General features: G+C 59.8%; 17 protein-coding genes and 3 tRNA genes. 9 read left to right on the forward strand and 11 right to left on the reverse strand.

Annotated features, from left to right (window positions below; all coding sequences use genetic code 11):
* Positions 1-26: 26 nt before the first annotated feature.
* The 10 genes from AC27VU_RS03405 to AC27VU_RS03450 all read right to left on the reverse strand — a co-directional run bounded on the left by AC27VU_RS03405 (position 27) and on the right by AC27VU_RS03450 (position 13,104).
* A complete protein-coding gene (locus tag AC27VU_RS03405; protein WP_488723403.1) occupies positions 27-1,982 on the reverse strand; it encodes an acetoacetate--CoA ligase in 1,956 nt (651 codons plus the stop codon).
* Positions 1,983-2,149: 167 nt separating this feature from the next.
* On the reverse strand, positions 2,150-2,923 hold the full coding sequence (hbdH, locus tag AC27VU_RS03410; RefSeq protein ID WP_488723404.1) for a 3-hydroxybutyrate dehydrogenase: 774 nt from the start codon (positions 2,921-2,923) through the stop codon (positions 2,150-2,152).
* A gap of 7 nt (positions 2,924-2,930) precedes the next feature.
* The gene (locus AC27VU_RS03415; protein ID WP_400505397.1) at positions 2,931-4,322 is read right to left on the reverse strand and encodes a GntP family permease; all 1,392 of its coding nucleotides are present in this window, start codon (positions 4,320-4,322) and stop codon (positions 2,931-2,933) included.
* 278 nt (positions 4,323-4,600) lie between these two features.
* Entirely contained in the window at positions 4,601-6,016 is a 1,416-nt protein-coding gene (locus AC27VU_RS03420; RefSeq protein WP_488723405.1) for a sigma-54 interaction domain-containing protein, read from the reverse strand.
* A 169-nt stretch (positions 6,017-6,185) separates the two neighbouring features.
* A complete protein-coding gene (locus tag AC27VU_RS03425; protein ID WP_488723406.1) occupies positions 6,186-7,760 on the reverse strand; it encodes an ABC transporter ATP-binding protein in 1,575 nt (524 codons plus the stop codon).
* A gap of 9 nt (positions 7,761-7,769) precedes the next feature.
* The gene (locus AC27VU_RS03430; RefSeq protein ID WP_400496399.1) at positions 7,770-8,792 is read right to left on the reverse strand and encodes an ABC transporter permease; all 1,023 of its coding nucleotides are present in this window, start codon (positions 8,790-8,792) and stop codon (positions 7,770-7,772) included.
* On the reverse strand, positions 8,792-9,853 hold the full coding sequence (locus AC27VU_RS03435) for a microcin C ABC transporter permease YejB (protein ID WP_003225430.1): 1,062 nt from the start codon (positions 9,851-9,853) through the stop codon (positions 8,792-8,794). The genes AC27VU_RS03430 and AC27VU_RS03435 overlap by 1 nt, the downstream gene beginning before the upstream one ends.
* The gene (locus AC27VU_RS03440) at positions 9,853-11,721 is read right to left on the reverse strand and encodes an extracellular solute-binding protein (protein ID WP_488723407.1); all 1,869 of its coding nucleotides are present in this window, start codon (positions 11,719-11,721) and stop codon (positions 9,853-9,855) included. Before AC27VU_RS03440 ends, AC27VU_RS03435 begins: the two co-directional genes overlap by 1 nt.
* A 135-nt stretch (positions 11,722-11,856) precedes the next feature.
* Entirely contained in the window at positions 11,857-12,138 is a 282-nt protein-coding gene (locus tag AC27VU_RS03445; protein ID WP_007912303.1) for a peptidylprolyl isomerase, read from the reverse strand.
* A gap of 96 nt (positions 12,139-12,234) precedes the next feature.
* The gene (locus AC27VU_RS03450) at positions 12,235-13,104 is read right to left on the reverse strand and encodes an esterase/lipase family protein (RefSeq protein WP_488723408.1); all 870 of its coding nucleotides are present in this window, start codon (positions 13,102-13,104) and stop codon (positions 12,235-12,237) included.
* Positions 13,105-13,441: 337 nt separating this feature from the next.
* Here AC27VU_RS03450 and AC27VU_RS03455 point away from each other — a divergent pair, with 337 nt between their 5' ends.
* Positions 13,442-14,620 (forward strand): hypothetical protein, encoded by a 1,179-nt coding sequence (locus AC27VU_RS03455; RefSeq protein WP_488723409.1) that lies wholly within the window; start codon positions 13,442-13,444, stop codon positions 14,618-14,620.
* Positions 14,621-14,692: 72 nt separating this feature from the next.
* Here AC27VU_RS03455 and AC27VU_RS03460 read toward each other — a convergent pair whose 3' ends face one another.
* Entirely contained in the window at positions 14,693-15,757 is a 1,065-nt protein-coding gene (locus tag AC27VU_RS03460; protein WP_226499214.1) for a 3-deoxy-7-phosphoheptulonate synthase, read from the reverse strand.
* Between the two features lie 618 nt (positions 15,758-16,375).
* On the opposite strand from AC27VU_RS03460, the gene AC27VU_RS03465 reads away from it, so the two are divergent.
* From AC27VU_RS03465 to AC27VU_RS03500, 8 genes are all read left to right on the forward strand, one after another.
* Entirely contained in the window at positions 16,376-17,137 is a 762-nt protein-coding gene (locus tag AC27VU_RS03465; protein WP_488723410.1) for a carbon-nitrogen hydrolase family protein, read from the forward strand.
* Positions 17,134-17,577: a GNAT family N-acetyltransferase gene (locus AC27VU_RS03470; protein WP_488723411.1), complete on the forward strand. Its 444-nt coding sequence runs from the start codon at positions 17,134-17,136 to the stop codon at positions 17,575-17,577. Before AC27VU_RS03465 ends, AC27VU_RS03470 begins: the two co-directional genes overlap by 4 nt.
* 127 nt (positions 17,578-17,704) lie before the next feature.
* The gene (gacA, locus tag AC27VU_RS03475) at positions 17,705-18,346 is read left to right on the forward strand and encodes a response regulator transcription factor GacA (RefSeq protein ID WP_024012761.1); all 642 of its coding nucleotides are present in this window, start codon (positions 17,705-17,707) and stop codon (positions 18,344-18,346) included.
* A 2-nt stretch (positions 18,347-18,348) separates the two neighbouring features.
* Positions 18,349-20,172 carry an excinuclease ABC subunit UvrC gene (gene uvrC, locus AC27VU_RS03480; protein ID WP_103486481.1) on the forward strand — a complete coding sequence of 608 codons (1,824 nt, stop codon included), beginning with the start codon at positions 18,349-18,351 and terminating at the stop codon, positions 20,170-20,172.
* Positions 20,173-20,204: 32 nt separating this feature from the next.
* Positions 20,205-20,765, forward strand: coding sequence for a CDP-diacylglycerol--glycerol-3-phosphate 3-phosphatidyltransferase (gene pgsA / locus AC27VU_RS03485; protein WP_003225417.1), 561 nt, complete (start codon positions 20,205-20,207; stop codon positions 20,763-20,765).
* A gap of 60 nt (positions 20,766-20,825) precedes the next feature.
* A tRNA-Gly gene (locus tag AC27VU_RS03490) sits at positions 20,826-20,901 on the forward strand.
* Positions 20,902-20,947: 46 nt separating this feature from the next.
* Positions 20,948-21,021 (forward strand) — tRNA-Cys (locus AC27VU_RS03495).
* A 194-nt stretch (positions 21,022-21,215) separates the two neighbouring features.
* Positions 21,216-21,302, forward strand: a tRNA-Leu gene (locus tag AC27VU_RS03500).
* Positions 21,303-21,335 lie beyond the last annotated feature (33 nt).

Raw genomic sequence — 21,335 nt, forward strand, 5'->3', positions numbered from 1 at the left:
GCCCGCTCCCACAAGGGGATGGCGTGCTAATCCGACAGCTCCGGGCGATTGCGGAACTGCTCCAAGGCCTCGGGATTGGCCAGCGCATCGGTATTTTTCACCGGCTCACCGTGCACCACATTGCGCACCGCGAGTTCCACCACTTTGCCGCTGATGGTGCGTGGAATATCGGTCACCGCGACGATCTTCGCCGGCACATGGCGCGGTGTGGTGTTGGCGCGGATCACCTGGCGGATCTGCTGTTGCAGTTCGTCATCCAGCGCAACACCGTCCTGCAGGCGCACAAACAGTACCACCCGCACATCGTCCTGCCATTGCTGCCCGATCGCCACGCTGTCCAGCACCTGCGGGACTTTCTCGACCTGACGATAGATTTCCGCCGTGCCGATGCGCACGCCGCCGGGGTTGAGCACGGCGTCGGAGCGGCCATGGATCATCATCCCGCCGTGAGGCAGCTGCTCAGCGTAATCGCCCTGGGCCCAGACGCCCGGGAACAAGCTGAAATAGGATTTGCGCAGTTTTTCGCCGTCAGGGTCTTGCCACAGGCCGATGGGCATGGCCGGGAAGTGCCGGGTGCAGACCAGCTCGCCTTTTTCACCGATCACGGCAACGCCGGCGTCGTTCCACACCTCAACCGCCATGCCCAGGCTTTTGCCCATGATTTCGCCTCGGCGTACCGCCGACAGCGGGTTGCCGTTGACGAAGCACGACACCACATCGGTGCCGCCCGACATCGACGCCAGGCACACATCGCGCTTGACGTCGCGGTAGACGAAGTCATAGCTCTGCGGCGACAGCGCGGAACCGGTACAGAGCAAGGTCTTCAGGCTACTCAGATCATGGCTGAACGCAGGCTTCAAGCCGCTGCTTTCCAGTGTTGCGAGAAATTTCGGGCTGGTGCCGAACACGCTGATGCGCTCGTCGTCGATCAGATCCAGCAGTCGCTCATGGCCGGGGTGAAACGGCGAGCCGTCATACAGCACCACCGCGCTACCGACCGCGAGCGCCGAGACCAGCCAGTTCCACATCATCCAGCCGCAAGTGGTGTAGTAGAACAACCGATCACCGGGGCCGAGATCAACGTGCAGTCCGTGTTCCTTGGCATGCTGCAGCAGCACGCCGCCAGTGCTGTGCACGATGCATTTCGGTACGCCGGTGGTGCCACTGGAATACAGCACGTACAACGGATGATTGAACGGTACCGGGACAAAACGCGGTTCGCCGCCGGGTTGGTAGAAATCGTCCCACAACGTCACGTTGGCGTGGCTGTGGTAATCCTCGGCACGGGCCTGTTCGCGGGCATAGGGCACGATGATCAACTGCTGCAGCGACGGCAGTTGCGCGAGAATTTCGTTGACCTTGGTGGTCTGGTCGATGTCTTTGCCGGCGTAACGGTAGCCGGCGCAGGTGATCAACACCTTGGGTTCGATCTGGCCGAAACGGTCGATCACGCTTTGGGTGCCGAAGTCCGGCGACGAGCACGACCAGATCGCGCCGAGGCTGGTGGTCGCGAGCATCGCCACCAGGGTTTGCCAGGTGTTGGGCATGCACGCGGCCACCCGATCGCCGAGGCCGATTCCGCAGGCCATCAGGCTGGCCTGAAAACCGGCGACTTGCTCGGCCAGTTCGGCCCAGGTCAGTTGTTCGCGCTGGCCGTTTTCCGCCACGGCAATCACCGCGACTGCATCGTCACGACGGCGCAGCAGGTGCTCGGCAAAATTCAGGGTCGCACCGGGAAACCATTCGGCACTGGGCATTTGCGCGCCCTCACGCAGGACGGCGTCGGGCTGGGTGTGAAAGCGGATATCGAAGAAGTCGACGATCGCCTGCCAGAACGCCTCGCGCTGATCCACGCTCCAGCGGTGCAGGTCGGTGTAGCTGCTCAGGGCCAGGCCATGACGCTGATTGATATCGCGGCGGAAATTGTCCATGCGCGATTGGGCGATACGCTCGGCATCGGGTTGCCAGAGGATGTCGGACATTGGTTTGCCTCTTGTTTTGTTGGTCAAGCACACAGGTCAGAGTGCAGCACTTACTTATGTGGCGAGGGAGCTTGCTCCCGATCGGCTGCGCAGCAGTCGTAAATTGTCGGGGGCGGCTTCGCCACCCAGCGGGAGCGAGCTCCCTCGCCACAGGGGGCCTGCGCTACCTATTGCGCCAACCACCCCCCATCAATATTCCACGCCGCCCCCCGCACCTGACTTCCAGCCTCGCTGCACAGAAACAACACCAATTCCCCCAGATGCTGCGGCGTGACGAACTCCAGCGACGGCTGCTTCTCCGCCAGCAGATCATGCTGCGCCTGCTGCGGGTCGACCCCTTTGGCAGCACGATCATCGATCTGTTTCTGCACCAGCGGCGTCAGCACCCAGCCCGGACAGATCGCATTGCAGGTGACGTTGCTGGTAGCCGTTTCCAGGCCAACCACTTTGGTCAAACCAATCACGCCATGCTTGGCCGCAACATACGCGGCTTTGCCGGTCGAACCCACCTGACCATGCACCGAAGCAATGTTGACGATCCGCCCCCAGCCCTTGGCGCGCATCCCCGGCAAGCTGAGGCGGGTGCTGTGGAACACCGATGACAGGTTGATCGCGATGATCGAGTCCCAGCGCTCTACCGGGAACTCCTCAACGGCGGCGACATGCTGGATCCCGGCGTTGTTGACCAGAATGTCGACGCCGCCAAATTCACGTTCGGCGTAAGCGATCATCTCGGCGATCTGCGCCGGATCGCTGACATCGGCTGGGTGGTGACCGACCTTGCCGGCGAACTGGCCGACTTCGGCGATCACGCTCGACGCATCGCCAAAACCGTTGAGAATCAGATTGGCGCCGGCCTTGGCCAGGCTCAGGGCGATGCCCAAACCGATGCCGCTGGTGGAGCCGGTGACCAGTGCGGTCTTGCCCGAAAGAGTCGTCATGAATACCTCACACAATGCCAGTGGCGTAGAAAGTGCCGATCACTACGAAGACCGCCAGGGTCTTGATCAGCGTAATACAGAAAATGTCTTTATAGGCTTCGCGGTGGGTCAGGCCGGTAACCGCCAGCAGGGTGATCACCGCGCCGTTGTGCGGCAGAGTGTCCATGCCGCCGCTGGCCATCGCGGCCACGCGGTGCAGCACTTCCAGCGGAATGTTCGCCGCGTGCGCCGCTGCGATGAACTGCTCGGACATCGCCGCCAGCGCGATGCTCATGCCGCCCGACGCCGAACCGGTGATACCCGCCAGCAGGGTGACGGTAATCGCTTCGTTGACCAATGGATTGGGGATTTGCTTGAGCCAGTCGGCCAGCACCAGAAAGCCTGGCAACGAAGCGATTACCGCACCGAAGCCGTATTCCGAGGCGGTGTTCATTGCCGCCAGCAATGCGCCGCTGACCGCGCTTTTGCTGCCTTCGGCGAGTTTGCTGCGGATCGCCTTGAAGCCGAACACCAGCACCATCAGGATGCCGATCAGCAATGCCGCCTGCACCGCCCAGATCGCCGTGAGCTTGGCGATTTCCGTGGTCACCGGCGTGGCCATCCCCGGCAGCGCAAGGCTGTGGGTCTTGCCGTACCACTGCGGAATCCACTGGGTGAACAACAGGTTCATGATGCCCACCGCCAGCAGGGGCGACAGGGCGATCCATGGGTTCGGCAACTGCAGATCTTCGGCCGTTTCCGGCTCGTTACGCAGTTCGGTGCCGTAGCCTTCACCCGCGCGCTGCGCCTTGTTGCGTTGGCGCTGCAGGAACAGCATGCCGGCGCAGAACACGAAGATTGTGCCAATCACCCCCAGCCACGGCGCGGCCCACGCGGTGGTGTTGAAGAAGGTGCTGGGGATGATGTTCTGGATCTGCGGAGTGCCGGGCAGGGCGTCCATGGTGAAGGAGAACGCGCCGAGGGCGATGGTCGCCGGGATCAGGCGCTTGGGAATATTGCTCTGGCGGAACATCTCGGCGGCAAACGGATACACCGCAAACACCACCACGAACAACGATACGCCGCCGTAGGTGAGCAGGGCGCAAACCAGCACGATCACCAGCATCGCCTGTCGGGTGCCGAGCAAGCCAATCGCCGCAGCCACGATCGAACGGGAGAACCCCGACAATTCGATCAACTTGCCGAACACGGCGCCGAGCAGGAATACCGGGAAATACAGTTTGATGAAACCGACCATTTTCTCCATGAACACCCCGGTGAAGGCAGGGGCGACGGCGGACGGGTCGGTGAGCAGGACAGCGCCGAGGGCGGCAATCGGGGCGAAGAGGATGACGCTGTAGCCACGGTAGGCGGCGAGCATCAGCAGCGCGAGAGCTGCCAAGGCAATGATCACACTCATGGTGTGTCTCCAGGGATTGTTATTTTTGTGGGTGAAGCGGGTGTGGGGAGGGCTTTAGCGAGATCTGTGCCAGATATTCAAACCATTGAAATGTAAGGGTTTTATAGGTTTCAGCGTGTTGAGAGTTGAAGGGTTGTCTCTTTCTGGAGATTTTTGCTGAGAGGGCTGACGCCTTCGCGAGCAAGCCCGCTCCCACATTTGGAATGCGTACCCCCCTGTGGGAGCGGGCTTGCTCGCGAAGCTCTGGCTGTTGTCTTTTTTTGGAGACTTAAGTCTCTTTATTGAGACTCGGCGATGCCCAAGGCCAGCATCTTCTTGTACAGCGTCGAGCGTCCCAACCCCAGCCGAGCCGCCGCCTCCGGCACTTTGCCCGCACATTGCGCGAGGGTGGACTGGATCAACTGCCGGTCAAACCGCTGCCGTGCCTCGGCGAATGTCTCCTCGGCCAACGGTTCCAGCGTCGAAACCGACGGACGCTCAACCGGGGTAAAGGTGCCGATGGCTGCACGAATATCCTCTTCAGTGAGGATCAGGTCATCGCTGAGCAGCGCCGCGCGCTCCAGCACGTTGCGCAATTCACGAATGTTCCCCGGCCAAGCATGTTGTCCGAGCAGTTCCAACGCCGCGCGGCTGAGTTCATGCTGGCTACGCAACTCTTCAAGGATCGCTTCGCTGAGCGCCGGCAAATCGTCGAGACGCTCGCGCAGCGGCGGAACCTGGATCGGCAGCACGTTGAGGCGGTAATACAGATCGGCGCGGAACTCACCGCGCTTGATCGCGGCTTGAAGATCGGTCGAAGTCGCCGCGATCACTCGCACATCGCTCTGAATCACGTCGTTGGAGCCAACCGGTTCGAATTCCTTTTCCTGCAGCACCCGCAGCAGTTTGCTCTGCAGCGGCAACGGCATGTCACCGATCTCATCGAGAAACAGCGTGCCGCCCTGCGCGATCTGCAACTTGCCGGTCCGACCCTTGCGGTCAGCGCCGGTAAACGCACCGGGCGCGGTGCCGAAAAACTCGGCTTCCAGCAGCGCTTCGGGAATCGCCGCACTGTTGATGCTGACGAAGGCTTTGTGCGCCCGGGGCGAGGCGCTGTGAATCGCCTGGGCCAGCAACTCCTTGCCGGTGCCGGTTTCGCCGAGCAGCAACACCGGTGAATCGGTGCTCGCACTGCGGCGGGCGCGGCGTTTGACTTCGAGGCTGGCGCTGCTGGTGCCGATGAAATGGGCGAAGTTGTATTTGGTCTGCCGCGCCCGCAGCAGCGAGCGGGTCGAGGCCAGTTCTTCCTGCATGCTCAGGTAGCGCTTGAGCATCGGTGACAGGCTGCGCAATTCGTCGAACAGGGCAAACCCGATAGCGCCGATCACCGCGCCGGCGTCGTCGTGGATCGGCAGACGCATCACCACCAGCGGCTCTTTCGGCGTGTCCTGCATGTCCAGCAGAATGGGGCGGCCGGTGCGCACCACTTCACGCAGCAGGCTGCCGGGGATCACGCTTTCGCAGGGTTTGCCGATGGCTTTTTTCGCCGATTCAAGACCAAAACGCCGCGCATAGCGCTCGTTCATCCAGACGATGTTCGCGTCACGATCGACAATCACCGTGCCTTCGCTGGACTGCTCGATGATCTCGAACAGCGAGCGGATCGCCAGCGTGCGAACGCGTTGGTAGTCCTTGAGGCTTTCGGTGGTGTTCATGCGTGGGTTGATCCGGAGTTTGGGTTGTCTGTAAGGCCTTCTTCGCGAGCAAGCCCGCTCCCACAGGTTTCTCTGGGGTACCCAATATTTGGGTACAACCCGAATCCCTGTGGGAGCGGGCTTGCTCGCGAAGGCCGCGACTCGGTTTCAAGTCAAACAGTGATCATGCCTACCCCGGATGCGCCGCCGCCAACAGCTCCTTGGTGTAAGGATGCTGCGGCGAGTCAAACACCTCATAGCTGGCACCGCGTTCAACCACTTTGCCGTCCTTGATCACGATCATGTCATGCGCCAGTGCCCGTACCACCGCCAGGTCGTGGCTGATGAACAGGTAGGTCAGGCCGTGTTTTTCCTGAAGGTCGCGGAGCAGGGCGACCACTTGTTTCTGCACGGTACGGTCAAGGGCCGAAGTCGGCTCGTCGAGCAGGATCAGCGCCGGTTTCAGCACCAGCGCCCGGGCGATGGCGATGCGCTGGCGCTGACCTCCGGAAAATTCGTGCGGGTAGCGATGACGACTCTCCGGGTCCAGGCCAACCTCCTTGAGCACGCGGATCACCTGTGCATCGCACTCTTCGGCGCTGGACTGGCAATGCACCTCCAGCCCTTCACTGATGATTTGCGCCACGGACATCCGTGGACTGAGACTGCCGAACGGGTCCTGAAACACCACCTGCATCTGCCGACGCCACGGCCGCAACTGCTTCTGATCGAGACCGTCGAGGGCCGCGCCCTGAAAGCGGATGCTGCCCTCGGAGTCGAGCAGCCGCAGAATCGCCTGGCCCAGGGTCGATTTACCCGAACCGGACTCGCCGACGATGCCCAGGGTTTTGCCGCGCTGGATATTCAGGCTGATGCCGTCCACCGCCCGCAAATATTGTTTGCGCTGGAACAGCCCGCCACCGACAACGAACTCGACCCGAAGATCATCCACCTCCAGCACGTTCTCGCGCTCGTCCCGGGGCAGGGCTTCGCCCTCCGGTTCGGCATTCAGCAGCACGCAGCTGTAAGGGTGCTTCGGTTCGGTAAACAGGGTTTCGCACGGCGCCTGCTCGACGATCTCGCCAGCCTTCATCACGCACACCCGTTGCGCGATGCTGCGCACCAGATTGAGGTCGTGACTGATCAGCAGCAGCGACATGCCCAGGCGTTGTTGCAAGGACTTGAGCAGCAGCAGGATCTTGCGCTGCACCGTCACATCCAGCGCCGTGGTCGGTTCATCGGCGATCAGCAGTTCCGGCTCGCAAGCCAGGGCCATGGCGATCATCACCCGTTGCCGCTGGCCGCCGGACAGTTGATGCGGATAGGCCTTGAGGCGTTCTTCGGGCTTTTGAATACCCACCAGTTCCAGCAGTTCAAGGATGCGTTGTTGCGCCGCTTTACCGCCCAGTCCCCGATGCACCAGCAGGGTTTCGCCGATCTGCTTTTCGATGGTGTGCAGCGGATTGAGCGAGGTCATCGGCTCCTGGAAGATCATCGCGATGCGGTTGCCACGCAGTTCACGCAGGACCTTGGGATCGGCGCCGAGCAGTTCCTGACCGCGATAGCGAATGCTGCCACTGGTTTGCGCATCGCCTTCGGGGAGCAATTGCAGGATCGAATGCGCGGTTACCGACTTGCCCGAGCCCGACTCGCCGACCAGGGCCAGGCACTCGCCGGGGCGGATGTCCAGGCACAGGTTGCGCACCGCCGGCTGGCCATGGAAGGCGACATTCAGGTCACGGATTTCGATCAGGTTATCAGTCATGGTCACACTTCAGGATCGAGGGTCGAACGCGTCACGTAACGCTTCGCCGATGAACACCAGTAAAGAAAGAATCAGCGCCAAAGTGAAAAACGCCGTCAGCCCGAGCCATGGCGCTTGCAGGTTTTGTTTGCCCTGACCGATCAGTTCGCCCAGCGAAGCACTGCCGGCGGGCATGCCGAAACCAAGGAAGTCGAGGGCGGTGAGAGTGGAAATCGCCCCGGTCAGAATGAACGGCAAGTAACTCAGCGTCGCGTTCATCGCATTGGGCAGGATGTGCCGGAAAATCACTTTGCGATCAGTCAGGCCCAACGCGCGAGCCGCTTTGACGTATTCCAGGTTACGTCCGCGCAGAAACTCCGCGCGCACCACATCCACCAGTGCCAGCCACGAAAACAGCGCCATGATCCCCAGCAGCCACCAGAAATTCGGCTCGACGAAACCGGACAGAATGATCAGCAGATACAGCACCGGCAATCCGCTCCAGACCTCCAGCACGCGCTGCCCGAGCAGATCGACCCAGCCGCCGTAATAACCTTGCAGAGCGCCGGCGGCGATGCCAATCAACGCGCTGATAGCGGTCAGCATCAGGGCAAACAGGATCGACACCCGGGCGCCGAAAATCACCCGCGCCAACACGTCGCGCGCCTGATCGTCGGTGCCCAGCCAGTTGACCTTGGAGGGCGGGCTCGGCGCGGGTTGGTTGAGATCGTAGTTGGGGGTGTCCTCGCTGAACGGGATCGGCGGGAACAGCAGCCAGCCACCGTCCTTGCGGATCAGGTTCTGCACATACTCACTGCGGTAATCGGCCTGGAACGGCAGTTGCCCGCCAAACTCCTGCTCGGTGTAGCGCTTGAATACCGGGAAGTAGAGTTGGTTTTGATAGCTGACGACCAGCGGTTTGTCGTTGGCGATCAGTTCACCACCAAGGCTGAGCAGGAACAGGCCGATAAACAGCCACAACGACCACCAGCCACGGCGGTTTTTCTTGAATCGTGCAAAACGGCGACGGCCCAGAGGCGAGAGCTTGAACATCAGGCGTTCCTCGCGGCGAAGTCGATACGGGGGTCGACCAGGGTGTAGCACAAGTCGCCGATCAGTTTTATCAGCAGGCCGAACAGGGTGAAGATGAACAACGAGCCGAACACCACCGGATAGTCCCGGGAAACCGCCGCTTCGTAGCTCATGCGGCCGAGGCCGTCGAGGGAAAAGATCACTTCGATCAGCAGCGAACCGGCAAAAAACACACTGATGAACGCCTGCGGAATTCCCGAAACCACCAGCAGCATCGCGTTGCGGAACACGTGGCCGTAAAGCACACGGCGTTCGCTCAAGCCTTTGGCGCGTGCGGTGACCACATATTGTCGGGTGATTTCATTGAGGAACGAGTTCTTGGTGAGGATCGTCAGCGTGGCGAAACCACCGATGACCAGTGCTGTCACGGGCAACACCAGATGCCAGAAGTAATCGGCGATCTTGCCCAGGGTCGACAGCGATTCGAAGTTGTCGGAGACCAGCCCGCGCACCGGAAACCAGTTCAATGACGTGCCACCGGCAAACACCACAATCAGGAACATCGCGAACAGAAATGCCGGCATCGCGTAGCCAATGATGATCGCAGTGCTGCTCCAGATATCGAAATGGCTGCCGTGATGCACCGCCTTGCGGATGCCCAGCGGGATCGACACCAGATAGGTGATCAGCGTCGCCCACAGGCCGAGGGAAATGGTCACCGGCATTTTTTCCAGAATCAGGTCGGTGACCGTCGCGCCGCGGAAAAAGCTTTTGCCAAAATCCAGCTGCGCGTAGTTCTTGAGCATCAGCCACAGGCGTTCATGCGCCGGTTTGTCGAAACCGTACTGTTTTTCGATGTCCTTGATCAGTTGCGGATCGAGGCCACGGCTGGCACGCGAAGTGCTGCTCATGGTCTCGCTGGAACTGCCGCCGACACTGGCACCGCCGATCCCTTGCAGATGAGCGATGGCCTGTTCGACCGGGCCGCCGGGTGCCGCCTGAATGATCACGAAATTGACCAGCAGAATGATCACCAGCGTCGGAATGATCAGCAGCAGGCGCCGCAGAATGTATGCCCACATCAGTGCGGTCCTCCGGGTCTGCCACGGCCGATTTTTGCGGCGGTCATCTGCTGGTTGGTCAGCGGCGTACTGCTGATTTCCCACCAGCTCTCGATCGCTTCGTCATTGCTGGCCTGTATCGCCGGCATGCCGAAACGGTTCCACCACACGGTGGAGGTGCCCGGCGGGTAATAATTGGGAATCCAGTAGTAATTCCATTGCAACACCCGGTCCAGGGCGTGGGCGTAGTGCAGCATGTCGCTTTGGGTCGAGGCGCGGATCAGGCCATTGATCAAGGTATCGACTGCCGGATTCTTCAGCACCATGTAATTGTTGGCGCCGGGGTCGTTGGCCGAAATCGAACCGAAGTAATTGAGCAGCTCGCCACCCGGAGACGTGGTGACCGGATAGCCGGTGACGATCATGTCGTAGTCGCGGCTCATCAGGCGATTGACGTATTGCGAGGAGTCGATGCGGCGGATATTCAGGTCGATGCCGATCTGTTTCAGCGTGCGCTTGTAAGGCAGAAGCAGACGGTCCATGCCGTTCTGGCTGACCAGGAAGGTGAAACTTAACGGCTCGCCCTCGGCGTTGACCAATTGGTCGCCATCAGGTTTCCAGCCGGCTTGTTCCAGCAATTGCAGGGCTTGCAGTTGCTTGTCGCGGATCAAACCGCTGCCATCGGTTTTCGGCGCTTCGAAGACCTGGGTGAACACCTCATCGGGAATTTGCCCGCGCAACGGTTCGAGGATTTTCAGCTCGGCGGCATCTGGCAACTCGCGGGCTGCCAGTGCGGAGTTGGAGAAATAGCTCTGCTGGCGGATGTACATGTTGCGCATCATCTGCCGGTTGCTCCACTCGAAATCCCAGAGCATCGCCAGCGCCTGGCGTACCCGACGATCCTGAAACATCGGTTTCTGCAGGTTGAATACAAAGCCCTGGGCCGATTGCGGGGCTTCGGTGGCGAGGTGGGCTTTCTGCAAGCGGCCGTCACTCAGCGCGGGGCTGTCGTAGCCGATCGAATAGCCGGTCGCGGAAAACTCGCGGTTGTAGTCATAGGCGCCACCGCGCAGAACCTGACGGGCGACATCGGTGTCGCCGAAATACTCGATGCTGAAGTGATCGAAGTTATACAGGCCGCGACTGACCGGTAGATCCTTGCCCCACCAGTCAGGGTTGCGCTCGAAGGTGATGCTGCGCCCGGAGTCGACCTTGCCGACCCGGTACGGGCCGCTGCCCAGTGGCGGTTCATAACCACCACCGCCGGCGAAGTCGCGGGTTTTCCACCAGTGCTCGGGAAATACCGGCAGGGTGGCGATGTCCAGCGGCAAGGTGCGGTTTTCATTGCTCTTGAAATCGAAACGCACGGTCAGCGGCGCTTCCACTTCCACGCCTTTGACGTCGGCGAACTGCGTGCGATAACGCAGGCTGCCCTGGGTCATCAACAGGTCATAGGTGTAACGCACATCTTCGGCAGTGATCGGCTTGCCGTCGGCGAAGCGTGCCTTGGGATTGATGAAGAAGCGCAGCGACAGGCCATCCTCCGAGCGCTCCATCTTTTGCGCCACCAGGCCGTAGACCGTGTAAGGCTCATCCATCGAGCGCTGGGCCAGAGGCGAGTAGAGCATGCCGTCGATCTGGGTGACGCCGATGCCTTTGTCTATATAAGGCAGGATGTGATCGAAATGCCCGATCTCTATCGCCGAGCGGCGCATGGTGCCGCCCTTGGGCGCCTGCGGGTTGGTGTAGTCGAAATGGCTGAAACCGGCCGGGTATTTGGCGGGTTCGCCATAGACGGTCAAAGCGTGTTGCGGGGTGGCGTCCACACCAGCGGCGCCGAACAACAGGGCCACGGCAGTGAACAGCAAAGTCGGGAAAGCCAGTCGCATTGTCAGCCTTAAAGCCGGGTGATCGATAAGCGCAATTTGTACGCGAGCGGCGCGTCAGTCGCCAGCCGTATCCTGTAACCAAAACACAACGGCCCACCAAAAGGCGGGCCGTGGCACAGCAAACCGGACGCGGGATCAGTCCTGGCGGCTGGTGACTTCGAGCAGGTGATAACCGAACTGGGTCTTCACCGGGCCTTGCACGACGTTGATCGGCGCGCTGAAGACCACGGTGTCGAATTCCTTGACCATCTGGCCAGGACCGAACGAACCCAGGTCGCCGCCCTGACGGCTGGACGGGCAGGTAGAGTTGGCCTTGGCGACTTCGGCGAAATCAGCACCGCCTTCGATCTGGGCCTTGAGTTCGTTGCACTTGTCTTCGCTGGAAACCAGGATGTGGCGGGCAGTGGCTTTAGCCATGGGGAAACTCTCCAATCTATTTCAGTAAAGTGTGGAGCCTACCGGATTCAGTAAGCGATTTCTCGGCAAAGTTCCACTCGGCTTATTGGCGTATGTCTACAGTTGTGCGGCTTTCAGGCGCAGAGCGTGCTCGACGTAGAGTTCGACGGGATCAGGGGCGGGGTTTAGTAAACCGTCTGGTCGCCGCAGGGTGGCGAGGTGGTTGAAGGGGTAGTCGGAGCGGATGACCGAGCCCAAGTGCGAGCTGTAGCGGCCCACGAAACCATCGTTCTGTCCGGCTTCCGCGACGAAATGGCCGGACAACGCCCGGCAGACGGCATGTACCGGATCAAGCGGCGCAAGCCATCCTTCCTGCAGCGTGCCGCTCCAGGAATAGTAGTGAACGTCATTGACCCGTTCCGCGCCTTGGCCGCCCCAGGTAGAAGGCAGGCCTTGAGGATACTTCTTGTTGAATTGGCTGACCGCCTGTGTGGTCAGGGCGTTCAGCGCTGCCACGGCATTCTGCGGCAGGGTCGGTTGACCACTGAGTAGCGAGAGGAAATCAGCGAACCGGGTCGCCACCTGCTCTGCCACCTGCTCCGGCAGGCTCCCCGGAATCAGTGCCTGGCGCAACGTGTCCGCCAGTTCCGAACCGTGGTTGGGTCCACTGACCGACGTGACCGAGGCGATCTTGTGCGGTGCCACTGCTGCGGCGAAACGGCTGGCCAGCGCACCTTGGCTATGTCCGATCAGGTTGACCCTGGCGGCCCCTGTGCCCTGCAGGACCCGTTCAATCTGCAGCAGCAGTTGCTGGCCACGAACTTCGTTGTCATGGGCCGCCGACAGCTGCGGCACAAACACTTGTCCACCTGCCTCCCTCAGTGCTTGCTTGACATCATGAAAAAGCTCGAAACGGCCGATACGGTCAAACCCGAACAGGCCATGGACCAAAAGGATGGGGTAGCGGGTTGTCGCATTCCGTTGCATGTTCCTGCCTCTTTTGCAGATGCTTGTCAGTGGTTGGTGCGTGCCACTGTAAAACAGGCCTACGGGTTGGCGATGTCTGAAAAATCCTCGGAGTGAAGGGGAATCTGGACTAAAAATGGTGCGAATTTTCGTTTCTGCTTGAGGGGCTAGTCGGAACATTTGGCAATCTTTTGCCGCGTATCGACAGATTCGTCGCTGTCTGCCTACGTCAGACGGTGTGTTTGCCTCGGGGGTGCGGGGCTTTGGGCTGACTTCGCCGATTCGCTGGATGAGGTTCAATGGATTTCGTTCGACGCTGCCTTGATGGCAGCGTTCTATCCAAGGAATGGAGCTGCGAATGTCTATTTACGAAGTCACTAGCGAGTCTTGTGCAATGCCGCCGGCAAACATTGTCCCCTTGTCGGTTGCCACCGAAGGAGGCGGCCATCTGAGCTTGAAGGTGGACGGTGAAAATTTCGAATTCAGCTATCGACCGGCGTCTGCACCCGCTTCATCGCCAGCCTTGGACCTGTCCGCCCCGACGGTCGAGGTGTTGGAGGGCGGGATGCTTGATCCTTCTCTGAGCCATGCATTCGTCAGGGTTGCGCCTTACCCCGACATGATGTGCGGTGACAAACTGGTGCTGAGCTGGCGAGGGCTCGATGACGAAGGGTTGGCTTATAGCCATGAGGCCACCCGCTCGGTAAGTGAAGGCCAGGTGGGCGAGGAAATCGTCTTTGTCATAAAAGGTCTGCACATTGCGCCGCTGGAGCGCGGTTCGCTGGAGCTTTACTGGACGCTGCATAGCGTTGCACTGCCTCAGCCGGTGTCATCCCGTCGCCTGCAACTGGATGTGGGCGATCCAGAGCCTGAGCTGCTTGCACCGATCATTGAAGAAACAGTGGGCGGGACGCTCGATCCGTCCCGTGTTCCACAGGGTACAAGTGTCACTGTGCGCCCCTATGCCCGGATGGCGGCCGGCGACCGGATCAGCCTGTCCTGGCAAGGCGCCGAGGGAGCGCCGGCATTCAATGATGTGTTGACCGTGGAGCCGTTTGCCGTTGGTGAAGCGCTGTCTTTCTGGATTAACGCCGATTGCATCGCTGCCCATTCCACACAAGAGGTGAACGTCAGTTACCGGGTCAAATCAGCAGCGGCGCAAGTAAGGAAGTCTGCGAACTCGCGAATTCTGATCGCACCGTTGATTCGGGGGGATCTCGCGGCGCCACAAGTGCTGGAAGCGCAAGACGGTGAGCTGGAAGCGGCAGATGCGGTAGACGGGGTTACTGTGGTGATCGGCGATGCCCAGGCCGAGGAGGGAGAACTGGTGTACCTGAAATGCGATGGCGAGTATTTCAGTCATCGCGATGACCGGGACATCACTCGGGAGAACGCTGGGCAACCTTTGGTGTTCATCGTGCCGTACCGCTTCTGGCGCGAGCATCGGGAAACCGTGGTGCAGGTGTCGTATTCGGTGGAGCGACTGGATGATGCCAGTCAGGCTTCCGGCGTTGCCCGGGTCCGAGTGCGGCCGTAACTCTGGATTGAGCTGAGCGATGGTCCGACCTTTGCGGGTTACTGATTCAACCCGCAAAGGCTGTTCTGAGCGTCAGGCTTTCAGTCGTTTGGCTGCGTTCGACAGCAACTGCTCCGTCGCGCCGAACCCCAGGCAACCATCGGTGACGGATACGCCATAACGCAGGGCGGGGCTCAAAGGCTGGCAGCCCTCGAACAGATGGGACTCGATCATCATGCCGATCAAGGAGCGATCACCTTGCAGCCGTTGCTCGAGTACCTCGTTGAACACGTCGGGCTGGCGCAGTGGATCCTTGCCGCTGTTGGCGTGGCTGCAATCGACCATGATTCGGCTCGGAATCTTCAAGCGATTCAGGTCGGCATGTACCCGGGCGACGCTTTCGCGATCGTAGTTCGGGCCTTGATGACCACCGCGCAGTACCAGATGAGTGTCGGGGTTGCCCGGTGTCTGAATGATCGCCGGGTGCCCTTGGCTGTCGACGCCGAAGTGTCGATGTGGATGGGCTGCCGAACGCATGGCATCGACGGCTACGGTTACGCCACCGTCGGTACCGTTCTTGAAACCGACGGGCATGCTCAGGCCGCTGGCCATTTCCCGGTGGATCTGCGACTCGGTGGTGCGTGCGCCGATGGCAACCCAACTGAGCAGGTCGTCGAAGTAGCCGGCAGCCATTGGCTGCAGCAACTCGGTAGCGATAGGCAGTCCCAGACGGATCATTTCAAGCATCAATTCACGCGACAGGGTCAGGCCGGCGGCCATGTCATCGCTGCCGTCCAGGTGTGGGTCGTAGGCAAGACCTTTCCAGCCAACGGTGGTGCGTGGTTTTTCGACGTAGGCGCGCATCACCAGCAGCATTTCGTTGCTGACTTCATGGGCCAGGCGGGAAAGCTTTTCCGCGTATTCGAGTGCGGAGCGTGGATCGTGAATCGAGCAAGGGCCGACGACGACCAGCAGGCGATGGTCTTCGCCATTGAGAATCGCGCGGACCGCCTGGCGGTGGGCTGCGACTTGCTGGGCGAGGGCATTGCTCAGGGGCAATTGCTGTTTGAGCTGCAACGAGCTGGGCAGACGCAGGGTCAGTGCTTCGTTGGCAGAGTTCAGGGTGGTCAGTGGCAGAGCAGAAACAGACGAGTTCATATTCGGAATTCCTGGGCTGGCGGCGGGTGCTTCCCGCTCACTCGGCCCTACTGGGGTGTTCGACAATTGGCCGGATTGGCTGCGTGTGTGTGCTTGCCACCTGTGGGTGACCGATCGGAGGCGGCAGGCTGTCCCGAGCGGAGGCTGCTAAATCGCCAGGCGGTAAAAGTGTCGTAACGGTAATAAGTGGCGTAGTTCATGTCGTGATTCCTCAAAGTGTCTGGTGTGTTGCTGAAAAAGTTATGGGCCTGAAAAAACAAAACCCCCGGTCGGGAGGCCGACCGGGGGTTGAGAATTCTCTGGTAGGCGACCCGTTTTTATGGGCGCCGTGTGGGTATCAGGCGCGCCACTGGCTAAACCAATACCCAAAATAAAAGCTTGCTGGAGCGCAAACGTCATTCGCCCGTGCAGCCGCAACCGAGCGCAGGGCGCTAGCGGAACGAAGCTGTGAGAGGGCGTTGAACATGGTCTGTCTCCGATGAATGCGCCGAGCTTACTAGAGGCCCATATGCCTGAGCAATCAGAAATTGCTATTGCTCATTCAAGGCGTTACCTATCGCTTGAGTGCCACGGACGTTGTGACACACTGCGTGTTTTGCATCACTGTAGGGATGAATAATGTCGACGTTCACCATCGCTGCCGCCCAATCGTTTTCCGTTGCTGGTGATCTGGCGGCAAACATCACCCGTCATTTGCGTTTCATGGCCACGGCGGCGGAGCAGGGCGTCGAGCTGCTGGTGTTCCCGGAGTTGTCGTTGACAGGCTACGAAGGCCAGATGGCCGCAGACCTGGCAATCGATCCGCAGGATCCGGTGCTGCAACCCTTGCGCGATTGCGCTCGCGAGCTTGGGCTGAGCGCCGTCGTCGGCATGCCGATTCGCCAGAAGGGCAGTCCGCAGGTATTGATCGGCGCTCTGACGTTAGGCAGAGACGGCTCTCTAGAGGTTTACAGCAAACAACATTTGCACAGCGGCGAAGAGCTTTTCTATGCCCCAGGGACTGATGGTTCGACCTTGCGCATAGGGCGCGACACCGTCGCGCTCGCGGTCTGCGCTGATTTTTCCCACTCCAGCCACGCGGCAGCGGCCGCCGGTGCTGGCGCCGACCTGTACGCAGCAGGCGTGCTGATTGGCGAAAAAGGCTATGGCGTGGATAGCGCAATACTGCAGGGCTATGCCCAAAGCCACTCAATGGCGGTGCTGATGGCCAATCACGCCGGGTTAACAGGTGGATGGCAGTCGGCGGGGCGCAGCGCGGTCTGGTCTGAAAACGGGGCGCTGGTCATCGCCGCGCCAGGCCCAGGTGAACTTCTGGTAATCGCTCGACGTGATGCTGGCGAATGGATCGGGCGGACAGTCCATGTGACGGTGGGGCAATGACCTACCATTTGCGTCGCGCTGAGCCGGATGATCGGGAATTTGCCCGCGAACTGACGTGCCGGAACATGCTGCGCTATTACATTGAGCACGATTTGCTGTGGCAGGACGAAGCGTTCGATGTTGCCTGGAATGGTCGGGACAACTGGCTGATCATTCTTGATGAAGTTCTCTTGGGATTTTTCAGCCTCAGTCGGGATCGTCGGGCGCTGTACATCCGCGAGCTGCAAATAACCGAGGCCTTCCGCAGGCAGGGCGCAGGATCCTGGGCGATTGATCAGGTTATTGCCATGGCCCGCACCGAAGGACTTCCGGCGCTGCGTCTGACAGTATTCAAAAATAATCCGGCACAAAGCCTGTATAAGAGAAAGGGCTTGATCAGGTGTGGCGAGGACGAGTGTTTCCTGAGGATGCAGCTCGATTTCGGTACACCTGTGCTCTGAAACCCACGGCCGGCAAGCCCTCGATGATGAATTGAAACTTTTTAAATGATGCTTGCCGCTAGGTCTGTCTGGCACTTTTTGCTAAGGTGTCCGGCATCCCAATAAGACCATATCGCGAGGTGTCTGCTTGATTAGGGTGCTAGTGGTCGATGACCATGATCTCGTTCGTACAGGCATTACACGTATGCTGGCCGATATCGATGGCTTGCAGGTGGTTGGACAGGCCGAGTCCGGGGAAGAATCCCTGATCAAGGCCCGTGAGTTGAAACCCGATGTAGTCCTGATGGACGTCAAGATGCCCGGTATTGGTGGCCTTGAGGCCACGCGCAAGCTGCTGCGCAGTCATCCGGACATCAAGGTCGTCGCTGTCACTGTGTGCGAGGAAGATCCATTTCCTACGCGCCTGCTGCAGGCGGGCGCCGCCGGCTACCTGACCAAGGGCGCTGGATTGCCGGAGATGGTCCAGGCCATCCGACTGGTGTTTGCCGGGCAGCGTTACATCAGTCCGCAGATTGCCCAGCAACTGGCGATCAAGTCGTTCCAGCCAACCAACGATTCACCTTTTGATGCCTTGTCCGAACGGGAAATCCAGATCGCGTTGATGATTGTCGGCTGCCAGAAGGTGCAGATCATCTCCGACAAACTCTGCCTGTCGCCGAAAACGGTGAACACCTATCGCTACCGGATCTTCGAAAAGCTGTCGATCAGCAGCGACGTTGAGCTGACGCTGTTGGCAGTACGCCACGGCATGGTTGATGCCAGCGCCTGATCATGACTGAAGCATTTGATCCCGGCGCCTTTCTGGCGACTGTCAGTGGGCGTCCTGGCGTCTATCGCATGTTCGACAGCGAGGCGCGCCTGCTGTACGTAGGCAAGGCAAAGAACCTGAAGAAGCGCCTTGCCAGCTATTTTCGCAAGACCGGGCTGGCGCCGAAAACCGCTGCGCTGGTCGGGCGTATCGCGCAGGTCGAAACCACCATCACCGCCAACGAAACCGAGGCGTTGCTGCTTGAGCAGACCCTGATCAAGGAGTGGCGGCCGCCGTATAACATTCTGTTGCGCGATGATAAGTCCTACCCTTATGTGTTTCTGTCTGACGGCCAGTTCCCACGCCTGAGCATCCACCGTGGTGCGAAGAAGGCCAAGGGCAAGTATTTCGGCCCGTACCCGAGCGCCGGGGCCATTCGCGAAAGCCTCAGCCTGCTGCAAAAGACCTTTTTCGTCCGCCAGTGCGAAGACAGTTACTACAAGAATCGCACTCGCCCGTGCCTTCAATATCAGATCAAGCGTTGCAAGGCGCCTTGTGTCGGCCTTGTCGAACCGGAGGTCTACGCCGAGGATGTGCGCCATTCGGTGATGTTTCTCGAGGGGCGCAGTCATGCGCTGACCAATGAACTGTCCACGGCAATGGAAGAGGCGGCGATCAATCTTGAATTCGAGCGCGCCGCCGAGTTGCGTGACCAGATTGCCTTGCTGCGCCGGGTCCAGGATCAACAAAGCATGGAAGGCGGCACGGGCGACATCGATGTCATTGCAGCCTTCGTCAATCCAGGTGGCGCCTGTGTTCATCTGATCAGCGTGCGCGGCGGACGAGTGCTGGGCAGCAAGAACTTCTTTCCTCAGGTCGGTATCGAGGAGGAGGTTGCCGAAGTCATGGCGGCGTTCCTCGGTCAATATTTCATCAGCAGTCCGGAACGCGACCTGCCGAGCGAGTTGATCGTCAACGTGGTTCCTGAAGACGCCACCGCCCTGATCGAAGCGATCCATGAGCTACGTGGTCGTGAACTGACCATCAGTCACCGGGTGCGTGGCACCCGGGCTCGCTGGCAGCAGTTGGCAGTCACCAATGCCGAACAGGCGCTGGGTGCACGCCTGGCCAATCGTCAACACACGGCTGCACGCTTCGATGCGCTGGCTGAAGTGCTGAATCTGGATGAGCCACCGCAGCGACTTGAGTGCTATGACATCAGTCACTCCAGTGGTGAGGCTACTGTCGCTTCCTGTGTGGTGTTCGGCCCGGAAGGCGCGATCAAATCCGACTATCGTCGTTACAACATTGAGGGCGTCACGGCGGGCGATGACTATGCGGCCATGCATCAGGCCTTGACTCGCCGCTTCAGCAAACTGAAGGACGGGGAGGGCAAGCTGCCGGACATCCTGCTGGTGGACGGCGGCAAAGGTCAGTTGTCGATGGCCCGTGATGTGCTCAACGAATTGGCGGTGCCGGATCTGATCCTGCTGGGTGTGGCCAAGGGCGCAACACGCAAGGCGGGTTTCGAAACTTTGTATCTTAATGATGCAGCGCATGAGTTCACCTTGCGCGGAGATTCGCCGGCACTGCACCTGATACAGCAGATTCGCGACGAAGCTCACCGCTTCGCGATTACCGGCCACCGTGCGCGGCGGGGCAAGACCCGCCGCACGTCAACGCTGGAAGGCGTTGCGGGCGTCGGGCCAACTCGCCGTCGGGACTTGTTGAAACATTTTGGTGGATTGCAGGAGCTGTCTCGTGCAAGCATCGAAGAGATCGCCAAAGCACCGGGGATCAGTAAAAAGCTCGCAGAGTCGATTTATGCAAACCTGCATAGCGAGTAGAATGCCAACTCACCTCGTAGCCAGTTGTGCCGATGAATATCCCTAATCTGATTACCGTTCTCCGCGTCCTGCTCATACCGATCTTCATTTTGTTGTTTTACCTGCCTTACCAGTGGAGCTATATGGCTTCCGCCTCGGTATTCGCTTTTGCCGCGGCAACTGACTGGCTGGATGGCTACCTGGCCCGCCGCCTGGAACAAAGCACGCCGTTCGGTGCGTTTCTCGATCCGGTTGCCGACAAGTTGATGGTGGCGGTCGCGCTGGTACTTCTGGTGCAGGAACACGGCAACTTGTGGCTGACACTTCCCGCTGCCGTGATCATTGGCCGTGAGATCGTCGTATCGGCCTTGCGCGAATGGATGGCCGAACTCGGCGCTCGCGCGCATGTAGCGGTGTCCAATCTCGGCAAGTGGAAAACCGCGGCGCAGATGCTGGCGCTGGTGATCCTGCTGGCCAATCCGCGTGACTTCAGCTTCTGGGTCTTGCTGGGTTATGCCCTGCTGATGATCTCGGCGGGCCTGACATTGTGGTCGATGGTTCAATACCTACGGGCCGCTTGGCCGCATCTGAAAACCGACGTTGAAAAGAAATAAAACTTTTTTGAATCAAAGGGTTGACGGGGCTTCTGAAATCTATAGAATGCGCCACACCAAGCGGGAATAGCTCAGTTGGTAGAGCACGACCTTGCCAAGGTCGGGGTCGCGAGTTCGAGTCTCGTTTCCCGCTCCAAGTTTGTACGCGGTTGTTGTTGTGCTACTAAACAGCGATCGTTTGAGGCCGAGTAGCAAAATGGTTATGCAGCGGATTGCAAATCCGCCTACGCCGGTTCGATTCCGACCTCGGCCTCCACTATAAACAAGCTCCGTAGATCCATGATTTACGGAGCTTTTTTATTTTCAGTGTGCTGCAAGATTTAGTCTTGAAATCAGCTACTGTGAACTTGCTTCACCGGGACGTGATGTATATATTTCCCGCTCTGCTTCACAAGGCTCAACATTGTCAGGTGTGCTGGTCGACTGACATGAGCACTACACCGCGCTACCGCCCGAATGGCGAAACTGGTAGACGCATGGGACTTAAAATCCCCCGCTCGTAAGGGCGTGCCGGTTCGATTCCGGCTTCGGGCACCATGAATATCAAGGGCTTGCATGACATATCTCATG

This window comes from Pseudomonas sp. 14P5.3.2, from assembly GCF_057799175.1.